Origin of the sequence: Lysobacter enzymogenes (genome assembly GCF_017355525.1) — a bacterium.
Taxonomy (GTDB): domain Bacteria; phylum Pseudomonadota; class Gammaproteobacteria; order Xanthomonadales; family Xanthomonadaceae; genus Lysobacter; species Lysobacter enzymogenes_C.
Map to the genome: position 1 here is coordinate 3,763,506 of NZ_CP067395.1, position 13,185 is coordinate 3,776,690.

6 protein-coding genes are annotated in these 13,185 nt (G+C 70.2%); 5 read left to right on the forward strand and 1 reads right to left on the reverse strand.

Annotated features, from left to right (window positions below; all coding sequences use genetic code 11):
* Positions 1-233: 233 nt before the first annotated feature.
* The 5 genes from JHW38_RS15835 to JHW38_RS15855 all read left to right on the forward strand — a co-directional run bounded on the left by JHW38_RS15835 (position 234) and on the right by JHW38_RS15855 (position 10,618).
* Positions 234-2,846: a TonB-dependent receptor gene (locus tag JHW38_RS15835; protein WP_207522295.1), complete on the forward strand. Its 2,613-nt coding sequence runs from the start codon at positions 234-236 to the stop codon at positions 2,844-2,846.
* 190 nt (positions 2,847-3,036) lie between these two features.
* A complete protein-coding gene (locus JHW38_RS15840; RefSeq protein ID WP_207522296.1) occupies positions 3,037-5,451 on the forward strand; it encodes a family 20 glycosylhydrolase in 2,415 nt (804 codons plus the stop codon).
* Positions 5,452-5,655: 204 nt separating this feature from the next.
* The gene (locus JHW38_RS15845; protein ID WP_207522297.1) at positions 5,656-6,294 is read left to right on the forward strand and encodes a tetratricopeptide repeat protein; all 639 of its coding nucleotides are present in this window, start codon (positions 5,656-5,658) and stop codon (positions 6,292-6,294) included.
* Positions 6,295-6,519: 225 nt separating this feature from the next.
* Positions 6,520-7,731, forward strand: a complete 1,212-nt coding sequence (locus JHW38_RS15850) for an EAL domain-containing response regulator (protein WP_207522298.1) — start codon at positions 6,520-6,522, stop codon at positions 7,729-7,731.
* A 7-nt stretch (positions 7,732-7,738) separates the two neighbouring features.
* On the forward strand, positions 7,739-10,618 hold the full coding sequence (locus JHW38_RS15855) for an ATP-binding protein (RefSeq protein ID WP_207522299.1): 2,880 nt from the start codon (positions 7,739-7,741) through the stop codon (positions 10,616-10,618).
* 576 nt (positions 10,619-11,194) lie between these two features.
* On the opposite strand, the gene ggt is transcribed toward JHW38_RS15855, so the two are convergent.
* Complete coding sequence (gene ggt / locus JHW38_RS15860; RefSeq protein ID WP_207522300.1) at positions 11,195-12,937, reverse strand: gamma-glutamyltransferase; 1,743 nt, start codon at positions 12,935-12,937, stop codon at positions 11,195-11,197.
* Positions 12,938-13,185: the final 248 nt, after the last annotated feature.

Sequence of the window (13,185 nt, forward strand, 5' to 3'; positions counted from 1 at the left end):
GGCGCAGGCAGCACACGCACCAGGCGCAAGGCCGAAGGCACGCTCGCGGCCTCGCATCGAAGGCGGCAACACCCAGCGCTCCGCGCTGGCAGCACAGGCAGCACCGGGAACACGCAGACGGCCGCAACGCGACCGGGCTGCCGCAGCACCGCACGCACACAAGACAACCGGACTCCGCGACGAACCGGCAACGGACGATCGCCGAGCCATCACCGCCCGAGGGAGGAACAGTAATGAAAGCGCGCAAGACCCTTTTGTCCGCCAGTATCGTCATGGCTCTGAGCATGGCCACGGGCGTAGCGATGGCGCAGGACGCACCGGCCGCCGCGGCCCAGGCCAAGGACCTCGACGCGGTCGTGGTCACCGGCATCCGCGCCAGCCTGGAGAAGTCGCTCGACACCAAGCGGGCCAACGTGACCGTGTCGGAGGCGATCACCGCCGAGGACATCGGCAAGTTCGCCAACACCAACGTCGCCGAAGCCATGTCGCAGATTCCCGGCGTGGTCCTGGACCGCCGCTTCGGCCAGGGCGAGCGCGTCAGCATCGACGGCACCGACCCCAGCCTCAACCTCAGCTTCCTCGACGGCCACCCGGTGGCGCAGTCGATCTGGCTGTACGGCGAGCAGCCCAACCGCGGCTTCGACTACACCCTGCTGGCGCCGGAAATCCTCGGCCGTCTGGAAGTCATCAAGTCCTCCGAAGCGCGCCTGACCGAAGGCAGCCTCGGCGGCACCGTGCTGATGCACACGCGCAAGCCGCTGGACCTGGACGCCAACTCCATCGCCGGCTCGCTGAGCTTCAACTACAACGACCAGGGCGGCGACACCCGTCCCAGCGGCTCGGTGATGTACAGCTGGAAGAACGCCGACGCGAACTTCGGCTTCAACATCGCCGCGCAGCACTACGAAGAGACCGTCGACCGTCAGGGCGTGGAAGTGTTCGGCTACCAGAAGGCCAGCGCCTTCCCGAACCAGACCGGCGCGGCGGCCAACATCGACGTGCCCAACTTCGTCAACGCCGCCTGGTTCCAGCAGACCCGCGAACGCAACAGCGCGAACCTCAACCTGCAGTTCAAGCCGAGCGACGAGCTGGAGTTCAACCTCAGCGGCTTGTTCATCCGCGAGAGCTTCGACAACTACAACCAGTCGTTCTACAACTTCCTGACCCAGCGTCCGGGCGCGGTGGACCGTCTGAGCACCAGCGGCGGCGTCGCCACCGGCGGCCACAGCAACGCCAACCCGGTGTTCTACGACAACAACGTGCGCGCCTCCGAGCCCGAGACCAAGGGCATCGACCTGACCGGCAAGTACCAGACCGACACCTGGGGCGTGTCGGGCCAGGTCGGCCACAGCAAGTCGGAGAACACCCTGGAGCAGTGGTTCATCGAACCGGTCTACACCGGCGGCTACAGCTTCGACCTCAAGCGCGGCCTGACCTTCGACAACCCGGCGGCGGCCAGCAACCCGGCCAACTGGGCCGGCGACGGCTTCATGGGCAACTACGGCGTCATCGACACCGAGACCAAGGACACCTACGGCCAGGTCGATTTCAACATCCGCTTCGACAGCGTGCTCAACAACCTCAGCTTCGGCGCGCGTCGCGGCAAGCACGAGGAAGACTACCGCCAGAACGTCTACGTCGGCCTGCCGGTCGCCGACCTGGTCACCGTCGGCACGATCAACCCGGTCAGCCTGCGCGACCTCAATCCCGGTTCGGGCCGCCACGTCCAGGTCGGCCGCCAGAACGTGATCGACTACGTCAACCGCTACCGCGGCGCGCTGACTCCGGATCCGGCCAGCTTCCTCAACAACACCTTCAGCATCGAGCAGACCAACACCGCGGCCTACGTCCAGGCCGACTTCGCCAGCGGCGGCTGGCGCGGCAACGTCGGCGTGCGCTACGTCGAGTCCAAGACCGACGGCGAGGGCTTCGCCTACGGCGGCACCCCGAGCCTGACCGACCTCGACTCCAAGCGCGTGCGCAGCTCGAAGAAGGAAGACTTCGTGCTGCCGTCGTTGAACGTGGTCTACGACACCGGCAACGACGTGCTGCTGCGCTTCGGCGCGGCCAAGGTCGTGGCCTGGGCGCCGTACAACCAGCTGGTCGGCAACACCTTCCTCAACGACAGCACCTTCACCGGCAGCGGCGGCAGCTCCAACCTCGACGCGTACGAGTCGACCAACTACAGCCTGTCGGCCGAGTGGTACTTCGCCGAGCAGTCGGTGCTGGCGGCGTCGGTGTTCTACAAGGACATCGACAACTACATCACCAGCGAAGGCCGCATCGAGCGCCAGTTCAACTCCAACGCGACCACCGCGCCGGCGTTCTACCAGTCGCGCATCGTCGGCACCAACGGCTGCACCACCGACGGCTTCTGCAACTACAGCATCATCCGTCCGCTCAACGCCGGCAAAGGCAAGGTCAAGGGCTTCACCGTCAGCTACCAGCAGCCGTTCGGCGACACCGGTTTCGGCCTGACCGCGAACTACACCTACGCCGACGGCGAAGGCGCCAACGGCACCGACCTGCCGTACCAGTCGCGCGATGCGGTGGCGATCAGCCCGTACTACGAGCGCGGCCCGTTCTCCGCCCGCATCAGCTACAACTGGCGCAGCGATTACCTGGCCGGCGGCTACGTGGCCGGCGCGCCGCCGGCGAGCGTGGACGACTACGCCGAGCTCGGCGCGAGCGTGGCCTGGAACATCGACGACCGCCTGACGGTCGCGCTGGAGGGCATGAACCTGCTCGACTCGGAGTACAAGCAGTACCTCGGCCGCGAAGAACTGGTCGCCCAGAGCTTCCACACCGGGCGCCGTTTCATGGCGTCGTTCCGCTTCAAGTTCTGATCGGCCGGCAAGGCGATCGATCGCTCGACCCGACAAGCCCGGCATGCGAATGCCGGGCTTGTCTTTTTTCCGCGCCGCCGAGTCCGCCGCGCATGCGGCCGACCGCGCGGACGCACAAACAAACAACCCCCGGCCGCCGCGCCTGCGGCATGGTGAGCGGCCGAACGCCCCGCTCCGGAGTCCGTCCACGATGAAGACCCGCCACCGCGTCGCCCCGCCCGTCCGTACCGCTTTCGTCCACGCCGGCTTGGCCTGCGCGCTGGTCGCCGCGCTGACCGCATGCGAACGCAAGGCCACGGCCGAACCCGTCGCCGCGCCGGCCGCCGTGCAACCCGCCGCGGCGCCGCGCGTCGCCCATCCCAGCGCGGTCCTGCCGCGCCCGGCCAAGTTCGTGCCGGGCCAGGGCGCGTTCGCGTTCGGCCCGCAGACCGTGGTGACGGTCGCGGCCGACCAGCCCGGCGCGCGCCGCGTCGGCGAGTTCTTCGCCCAGCGCGTGCAGGCGCTGCGCGGCTTCGCGCCGAAGCTGCAGGACAACAGCGGCGAGACCAAGGGCGCGGTCGAGCTGGCGCTGGACCCGAAGCTGCCGATCGGCGAGGAAGCCTACGTGCTCGACATCGGCCGGGACGGCGCCAAGATCAGCGCGCGCAGCGAGGCCGGCCTGTTCTACGGCGCGGTCAGCCTGTGGCAGCTGGCCACCGCCGACGGCGGCCAGGGCGCCACGGTGATCGCCGCGCAGCGCATCGAAGACGCGCCGGCCTACCGCTGGCGCGGGCTGATGCTCGATGTCGCGCGCCATTTCCGCAGCGTCGACGAGGTCAAGGCGGTGCTCGACCAGATGGCTTCGCTGAAGCTCAACACCTTCCACTGGCACCTCACCGACGACCAGGGCTGGCGCGTGGAGATCAAGAAATACCCGCGCCTGGCCGAAGTCGGCGGCTGCCGCGTGCGCGCCGGCGCCAACGGCCGCGACGCGCGCGGCCAGCCGGTGCCGTACTGCGGTTACTACACCCAGGAACAGATCCGCGACGTGGTCGCCTACGCCGCCGCGCGCCACATCAACGTGGTGCCGGAAATCGAAATGCCCGGCCATGCCCAGGCCGCGATCGCGGCTTATCCGCAACTCGGCGTCGGCGACGTGCTCAAGCAGGCGCCGAAGGTGTCGTCGGATTGGGGCGTGCACACCTATCTGTTCAACCCCGAGGATCAGACGTTCGCGGTCCTGACCGACATCCTCGACGAAGTGGTCGCGCTGTTCCCGTCCAAGTACATCCACATCGGCGGCGACGAGGCGGCCAAGGACCAGTGGCAGGCCTCGCCGCGGGTGCAGGCCAAGATCAAGTCGCTGGGGCTGAAGGACGAAGCCGCGCTGCAGAGCTGGTTCGTCGGCCGCATCGGCCAGCACTTGGAGAAACACGGCCGCACCCTGGTCGGCTGGGACGAGATCCTGGAAGGCGGCGCGCTGCCGGCCAGCGCCACGGTGATGTCCTGGCGCGGCGACGCCGGCGCGCTGGAGGCCGCGCGCAAAGGCCATGACGTGATCCTCGCGCCCGACCGCAAGCTGTACCTGGACTACGCCCAGAGCGAACGCGACGACGAACCCAGCGGCCGCTTCCCGGTCAGCACGCTGCGCGCGTTCTACGATTTCCAGATGACCCCGCCCGGCATGGACGCGCAGCAGGCGCAGCGGGTGATCGGCGCGCAGGGCAATCTGTGGGTCGAGCACAAGCGCACCTTCGAACTGGTGCAGCTGGCGCTGCATCCGCGCCTGGACGCGCTGGCCGAGGTGGTGTGGTCGCCGGCGCAGGGCCGCGACTGGAACGACTTCCAGCGCCGGCTGGTGCCGCAGCTGGCGCGCTACCAGGCGCTCAAGACCCCGTACAGCGACGCCGCCTACGCGGTCGACGTGCGGGCCGAGCCCGACGCCGCCGGCGCGCGGGTGACGCTGAGCAGCCAGACCGGCTTCGGCGAAATCCGCTACCGCACCGACGGCGGCGAACCCGACGCGTCCTCGCCGGTGTATACGCAGCCGGTGCAGGCGCCGCTGCCGCTGGACGTGGTCGCCACGACCTTCTTCGACGGCCACGCGCTGTCGGCGCCGGGCCGCTATCGCGCGCAGACCGCCGCCGACCTCAGCGAGCGCGGCAGCGCCCGGCTCAAGGCCTGCCGCGAGGGCTACAACCTGCGCCTGGAGGACGACGCGGCGCGCGACGGCAGCCTCGGCGACAACGGTACGCGCGCCGCGCTGACCGTGAACCTGATCGACCCGTGCTGGATCTACCCCGCCGCGAAGCTCGACGGCGTGGCCACGCTGCGCGCCACGGTCGGGCAGGTGCCGTACAACTTCCAGCTCTGGCACGACACCGACAAGATCGTGACCCGCAAGGCCGAGCCGGATGCGGCGCTGGAAGTGCGCCTGAACGACTGCAAGAGCGCGCCGATCGCGCGCCTGGCGCTGAAGCCGGCCCTGGCCAGCGACGGCCTGACCGTGCTGGAGGCGCCGCTGCCGAAGCTGTCGGGCACGCACGATCTGTGCTTCGTGTTCGCCAGCGGCCGCCACGATCCGCTGTGGGCGCTCGACCGGGTCAGCCTGCGGACCGCGCCCTGAGCGGTACGGCGAGGGGGCGGCCGACCGACGCCCCCCGCCGTCCCGCAGACCGGCGCCTGGGACGTGTCCGAGGTGGCGTTACTGCATTTACAGCGCATGCGGGCATGCGTTCGGCCGCATTTCGGAAACAAAAATATGTGGCGATGTTCATGAATCCGTGCTTTGGGCGGTAGCATGTGCGGCCCAAAGGGGGGACTCACGTACATGCTCATCCGCAATCTGCTGTTGGCCTCGGCGCTCGCCGCGGCCCTGGCTTCCGGCGCGGCCGCTGCGCAAAGCCTGCCCAAGCCCAACGAGTTCTACTTCGACGCCGACGCGCAGACCGCCAAGCCGGTCATCGCGGTGCGCGAAACCGGCGAGGCGGCGATGGACCGCCTGGCCAAGATCCTGGAACGCAAGGCGCACGCGCCGACCGAAGCCGCCCAGCTGGCGCATCTGGCGATGGAGGCCGGGCGCAACGACCTGGGCCGCCAGCTGTACGCCCGCGCCCTGCGCGAGATCGACAGCGGCAGCAGCTTCTGGCGCTCGATCAACTGGAGCTACGGCTGGGACCTGTACCACGCCGGCGCCCCGGAAGAGGCGCTGAAGGTGTTCGCCACCCTGCACAGCGCGCGCAACATCAGCGCCGGCTGGATGCCGCCGACCTATGCGGTGGTGTTGTGGACGCTCGGCCGCAAGGACGAAGCGCTGCAGTGGTACGCCGCCGCGGTGCGCACCGAGCCGGACCAGTGGCGCGACGCCTCGCGCTACGCCGAACTGCTGCCGGGCTGGCGCGACGCCGACCGCGCGACCCTGGCCGAAGTGCAAAAGGCCTGGGCGGCCAATCCGCCGGCCTGGCCGTAAGCGAACGAGCGCGCGGGAGGTCGGCCGCGACGGCCGCATCCGGCCGCACGCGCGCCGCCGTCCGCGCGCGCCGCGCCACCCGCGTCACCCCGCGCCCGCGACGCCCGTCGCAGGCGCTCCAGACCGTTCGTCGCCACGCTTCCCGTTGACTCGGCTACACGGCTACATTCGGCCGTCCGCTGCCTCCGGGCGCGGCTCGTCGCTGCGCCCGCAACCGGGGATCGGATGTCGAAGTCGGCACTCAGCGTCCTGGTGGTCGAAGACCACGGCTTCCAGCGCCGCATGGCGCTGCGCCTGCTGGCCGAACTCGGCGTGAGCGCCCTGCACGAAGCCGCCGACGGCGCCGCCGCGCTGCGGCTGTTGCGCGAACTGCCGCAGGCCGCGGGCGCGGATCCGGTCGACCTGGTCCTGGTCGACCTGGACATGCCCGGCATGGACGGCATCGAATTCATCGACCGCCTCGCCCAACAGCGCCTGGCCCGCGCCGTGCTGGTGGTCAGCGCGCTCGACCCGGCGTTGCTGCATACCGTGCAGACGATGGCGCGCGCCTGCGGCCTGCGCGTGCTCGACGCGCTGGCCAAGCCGCTGACGAAAGCCAAACTGGAAGAAGCCCTGACGTCCCTGCGCCAAACCAAGGCCGACGAAGAACCCCCAACCACGCCGCAAGTCACCCCCGCAGAAGCCCGCACCGCCCTCGAAACCGGCCAAATCGAACCCTGGTTCCAGTTACAAGTGGAACTAAGCAACGGCCGCGCCATCGGCGTGGAAGCGCTCGCCCGCTGGCGTCACGACGACGGCCGGGTGATCCTTCCCAAACATTTCGTGCCCCTGCTGGAAGCCCAGGACCTGCTCGACGAACTGACCGAACGCATGCTCGCCCAAGCCTGCCGCCACAAACGCGGCTGGGACCGCGAAGGCCTGCGCCTGAAGCTGTCGGTCAACGTCTCCGCGTCCACCCTCGACGACGTCGGCGCCGCCGACCGCTACCAGCGGATCGTGCGCGAGGCCGGGGTGGCGCCGAGCGAAGTGGTGCTGGAGCTGACCGAAAGCTCGCTGATGGCCGACGCCGCGCGCGGCCTGGCGGTGCTGGCGCGGCTGCGGCTCAAGGGCTTCGGCCTGTCGATCGACGACTTCGGCACCGGCTGGTCGTCGCTGTCGCAACTCTCGCAGGTGCCGTTCACCGAGCTGAAGATCGATCAGGAGTTCGTCGCCGGCGCCAGCCAGCGGCCGCGCAAGCGCGCGGTGGTCGAAGCCAGCCTGGACCTGGCGCGCAAGCTCGGCCTGGACGCGGTCGCCGAAGGCGTGGAGACGGTCGAGGACTGGCAGATGCTGGCCGAGCTCGGCTGCGCGGTCGCGCAAGGCCGGCTGATCGGCGAGGCGGTGCCCGGCGCCGAGCTGCGCGCCGCGCTCGCGCGCTGGCGCCGCCCCGAGCACTGACCCGACGATGTTCGCCTGGCTCGACCGCTACAGCGTCCGCCGCCAGCTCTGGGGCCTGTTCGCGCTGTTCCTGGCCGCCGGCTCCAGCGTGCTGCTGATCGACGAGATCGAGCAGCACCGCGCGCGCGCCGCGCTGCAATCGCTGCAGGACGATTCGCTGCGCGGGCTGCGCCTGATCAAGACCATTTCCGACGCCTACGGCCTGGACGTGGTCGACACCACCTTCCGGGTGCGCAACGCCCTGGTCGGCTGGGACGAAGGCGTGGACCGGGTCGACCGCGCCCGCGCCCGCATCGACGCGGCCTGGCGCGAGCTCGACGCGCTGCCGCACACGCCGCGCGAGCAGCAGCAGCTCGGCGCCGCCGCGCTGGCCCGGCGCACCGCCGACGCCGCCGCGCAGGAGCTGCGCACGATCCTGCAACGGCGCGACCTGCGCGCGCTCGGCCGGTTCGCCGACACCCGTCTGTACCCGGCGATCGATCCGCTGACCCAGCGCATGCAGAGCCTGTCCGACCTGGAACTGATCCAGGCCGACGCGGTAGTGCGCGCCGACATCGCCCGCAGCGAACGGGTCAGCCTGCTGCGCATCGCGGTGTCGCTGCTGGCGCTGGCGCTGGCCGCGCTGGTCGGCCGGCGGGTGCTGCGCAACGCCTCGCGCGGGGTCGACCAGCTGACCTGGCTGGCGCGGCGCATGCGCGACCACGACTACACCGCCGACCCCGGCGACCTGCCGCTGGGCGAGCTCGGCGCGGTCATGCAGACCTTCCTGGACATGCGCCGCGACGTGCTCGGCTTCGAAACCGAACTGACCGGCCAGCTGATCCGCAACGAGCGCACCCGCGCCGAACTGGAGCGGCGCGAGCGCTTCCAGGCCTCGCTGCTGGATTCGGCCCAGACCGCGGTCATGGCGGTCGACGCGCACGGCCGCTTCACCCTGATCAATCCGTTCGCCGAACGCCTGCTCGGCGTGCGCGAAGCCGACGCGGTCGGCCGCGAACCGCTGCATGCGGTGTTCGAAACCCGCGCCCTGCAGGCGCTGGCGACCGAACTGGGCACGCGCCTGGGCCGGCCGGTGGCGGCCGACTGGACCGCGCTGCGCGAACTCGCGCGCGGCCAGGCCGCGCCGCGCGAAACCCGCCTGCGCCACCGCAACGGCACCTGGGTGCCGGCGCTGGTCGCGGTGTCGGCCACCGGCGGCGGCGACGACGAGGCGCCGGGGCTGCTGGTGATCGCCGCCGACCTCAGCGCGCTGAAGCGGCTGGAGCGCGAACTGCGCGCCAGCGAAGCGCGCGCGCAGGACGCGAGCCGGGCCAAGTCCTCGTTCCTGGCGGCGATGAGCCACGAGATCCGCACGCCGATGATCGGCGTGACCGGGATGATCGAAGTGCTCGCGCATTCGCGCCTGGACGGCGAGCAGCGGCAGGCGCTGGAGGTGATCCAGCAGTCCTCGCAGGCGCTGTTGCAGATCATCGGCGACATTCTCGACTTCTCGAAGATCGAAGCCGGCCGGCTGGAGCTGGCGCCGGAACCGGTGGATCTGGCCGCGCTGGTGCGCGCCACCGCCGCCGGCTTCCTCGGCGCGGCCGGCGCGCGCGCGGTGGCGCTGAGCTGCGAGATCGACCCGCGGCTGGCCCCGGCGTATCGCGCCGATGCGCTGCGGCTGCGGCAGATCCTCGGCAACTTCCTGTCGAACGCGGTCAAGTTCACCGAGCGCGGCACGATCGAGGCGGCGCTGGAATTCGAAGGCGCGCAGCCGCCCGCCGCCGGCGACGACGCGCCGCGCGACCGCCTGTGCCTGCGCGTGAGCGACACCGGCATCGGCATCGACGCCGAACAGCAACGCCTGCTGTTCCAACCGTTCCAGCAAGCCGACGCCGACACCGCGCGCCGCTACGGCGGCACCGGCCTGGGGCTGGCGATCTGCCGGCGGCTGGCCGAACTGATGGGCGGCGAGATCTCCATGCACAGCGAGCCCGGCGTAGGCACGACCCTGCGCCTGCGCGTGAGCCTGCCGCGCGCGTCGGCGCCGGAAACCGCCGACGCGGCCGGCGACGCCGCCGCGCTGCCCGCCGCCGCGCCGCCGGACCCCGAACGCGCCGCGCGCGAAGGCCGGCTGGTGCTGCTGGTCGACGACCATCCGACCAACCGGCTGGTGATCGCGCGGCAACTGGCCCTGGCCGGCTATGCCTGCGAAACCGCCGACGGCGGCGAGGCCGGCCTGCAGCGCTGGCGCAGCGGCCGCTACGGCCTGGTCCTGACCGACCTGCGCATGCCGGGCCTCGACGGTTACGCATTGGCACGGGCGATCCGCGCCGAACAGACGCAGGCCGGGATCGGCGACGCCGACCCGCGGCGCACGCCGATCCTCGCGCTGACCGCATCGGCCTTGAAGGACGAGGCCGACGCCTGTTTCGCCGCGGGCATGGACGATTGCCTGGTCAAACCGGTGGCCGCGGCGAAACTGGCCGCGGCGCTGCGGCGCTGGCTGCCGGCGGCGACCGATGCAGACGCACGCAGCGCGCACGAACCCGAATCGGCGCTCGCGCCCGGAGGCGACCTCGGCCGCGTGCTCGACCTCGAAGTCCTGCATTCCCTGCTGGCCGACAGCGGCGGCGGCGATGCCGAAGCGGTGCTGGGCGAATTTCTCGTAGCCGCCGACGAAGACCTCGGCGGCCTGCGCCACGCCCGCGACGCGCAAGACGCCGCCGCGCTGTCGCGCCACGCCCACCGCCTCAAGGGCGCGGCGCAACTGATCGGCGCACAGGAACTCGGCGACGCCGCGCAAGCGCTCGAACACGCCGCCCGCGCGCAGGACTGGCCGCTGGCGAAACCGTTGCTCGGCGACGTCGAAACCGCGCTGCGCCGTTTGCGTCGCTTGCGCGGTTAGGCGCGATCGCGAATCACTCGTCGCCGCAAACCTCGGAATTCCAGAGCGCCAAAAGAAAACGGGTTCCGACGCTCGCCGGAACCCGTTTTGATTTTGTCGTTGCCCTTGCCTTTCGCTCCCCCCGCCGCCCCGAACTCGCCACAGGCAATGAGAGACCCGAAGGGCGCGCGCATGGATGCGCGCGTGCGGGACCGGGCCAGGATAGCCCTTGTCCCGCATCCCTGCGCAAGCTACGAACGATAGTGGCTCTTGATTCGAAAACAGGGAAAGCGCCTTTCTTTGGTTACTTTCTTTGGCAAGACAAAGAAAGTGACCCGGCCGCTTGCGGACGGAAGCTTTGGATTGTGGCTTGTCTTCACCCGCAATGAAGACAACGACGAAACCAACCGCGGAACGCCCGCTGTAGGAGCGACGCAAGTCGCGACCGCGAAACCGCAGCCCTTGCGCAGGTTTCGTCGTAGTTGAGTTTTCGCGGTCGCGACTTGCGTCGCTCCTACAGCCGGATACGAAACGTTCCGGTGTTCCTGGAACTGCGACCGCGACACCCCTCCAACGACGAAGCCCTCGCCGCGCGACTCAGTACCCCGCCGCCTGCCCATCCTTGCGCGACTCGCTCGCCCCCACATAACCGCCGTTCGGATTGACCATGATCGCCTGATACCCGCCATAAGGCCCCAGCGCAAACCGCACGCTATGCCCGCGCCGCACCAACTCGCGCACGGTCTCGTACGAATACCCCGTCTCCAGATCCAGCTCGCCGCCGTCGCTCATCGCCACCATCTGCCCCGCCGGCTCGGTCGACCCGTCGTGCTGGATCCGCGGCGCATCGCCGGCTTCCTGCAGGTTCATGCCGAAGTCGATCATGTTCATCAGGATCTGCGCATGCCCCTGCGGCTGCATCGCCCCGCCCATGACCCCGAACGACAGCCACGGCTTGCCGTCCTTGGTCACGAACGCGGGAATGATGGTGTGGAACGGCCGCTTGCCCGGCGCGAACGAATTGGGATGGCCTGCCTTCAGCACGAACTGCTCGCCGCGGTCCTGGAAGATGAAGCCCAGCCCCGGCGGCGCCATGCCGCTGCCCATGCCGCGGTAGTTGGACTGGATCAGCGAGACCATCATGCCGTCGGCGTCGGCCACGGTCATGTAGATGGTGTCGCCCTGGTCGAGCTGCGCCGGCGTCGCCGGCTGCGCTTCCTTGAGCACCTTGTCCATGGAAATCAGCTTGCGCCGCTGCGCCGCGTAGTCCTTGGAGATCAGCTTGGCCACCGGCGAGGACTTCTCGAACGCCGGATCGGCGTACCAGCGCGCGCGGTCGGCGAAGGCGAGCTTCTTGGCTTCGGCGAACAGGTGCACGTGCTCGACGCTGCCGAAGCCGTACGACTTGAGGTCGTAGCCTTCCAGGATGTTGAGGATCTGCAGCGCGGCGATGCCCTGCCCGTTCGGCGGCAGTTCCCACACATCGTAGCCGCGGTAGTTGCTGCTGACCGGATCGACCCATTCGCCGTGGTGCGCGGCCATGTCCTCGTAGCTCAGGAAGCCGCCGTTGGCCTTGAAGTACGCGCCGATGGTGCGGGCGATGTCGCCCTTGTAGAACGCATCGCGCCCGCCCTGGGCGATTTGTTCGAGGGTGTGGGCGAGGTTCGGGTTCTTCCACATCTCGCCGGTGCGCGGCGCGCGGCCGTCGATGGTGAACTGCTCCTTGAAGCCCGGCCACTTCGACAAACGCGGCACCGAGGCGTTCCAGTAATACGCGATGACCTCGTGCACCGGATGGCCTTCGCGCGCGTAGCGGATCGCGGGCGCCAGGTTCTCGGCCATCGGCTTGCGGCCGAAGCGCTCGTGCAAGGCGAACCAGCCGTCGACCGCGCCGGGCACGGTCACCGGCAGCGGGCCGTGCGGCGGAATCTCCTTGAGCCCGCGCTTCTGGAACTCGGCCAGGCTCAGCGATTGCGGCGAGCGGCCCGAGCCGTTGTAGCCGTAGAGCTTCTTGGTTTTCGGATCCCACACGATCGCGAACAGGTCGCCGCCGACGCCGTTGCCGGTCGGCTCCATCAGCCCGAGCGCGGCGTTGGCGGCGATCGCCGCGTCGACCGCGCTGCCGCCGGCCTTCATCACGTCCAGCGCGATCTGCGTGGTCAACGGATGCGAGGTCGCGGCCATGGCATGCGGCGCGTAGACCTCGCTGCGGGTGGCGAAGGGCTGGCCGCTGATGCGGTCGGCGGCGTGCGCGGGCAGCGCCGGCGCGAGGACGGCGGCGCAGGCCAGGAGCAGCGCCGCCGCGCGGCGCGGACGCAGGGCGGTGTTCGAAGAAGGCATGGTCGAGCTCCCCAGGACAGCCTTCGACGATAGCGCAGGCGCGCGCCGAACTGAGTAGGCCGAAAGTCGAGCCCGGGCGGCTGAATGCGTGCTTCGGCGCCGGCCAAGCCGCGCCATGCGGCGGCGCAGCGCGAATTCGCCCGAACCGGCAAGGGCCGTCGCGGCGCGCGCGGATCCGGCACCGGTACCGGTCCGTCGCGCCGGCGGCGGGTTAGCATCGGCCCTTCCCACCGCAATCCGGCGGAGGC

Bases quoted from the DNA above. Each gene is read 5' to 3' on its own strand.
- JHW38_RS15850 (WP_207522298.1), top strand. From the start codon at position 6,520: ATGTCGAAGTCGGCACTCAGCGTCCTGGTGGTCGAAGACCACGGCTTC.
- JHW38_RS15845 (WP_207522297.1), top strand. From the start codon at position 5,656: ATGCTCATCCGCAATCTGCTGTTGGCCTCGGCGCTCGCCGCGGCCCTG.
- JHW38_RS15840 (WP_207522296.1), top strand. From the start codon at position 3,037: ATGAAGACCCGCCACCGCGTCGCCCCGCCCGTCCGTACCGCTTTCGTC.
- ggt (WP_207522300.1), bottom strand. From the start codon at position 12,937: ATGCCTTCTTCGAACACCGCCCTGCGTCCGCGCCGCGCGGCGGCGCTG.
- JHW38_RS15855 (WP_207522299.1), top strand. From the start codon at position 7,739: ATGTTCGCCTGGCTCGACCGCTACAGCGTCCGCCGCCAGCTCTGGGGC.
- JHW38_RS15835 (WP_207522295.1), top strand. From the start codon at position 234: ATGAAAGCGCGCAAGACCCTTTTGTCCGCCAGTATCGTCATGGCTCTG.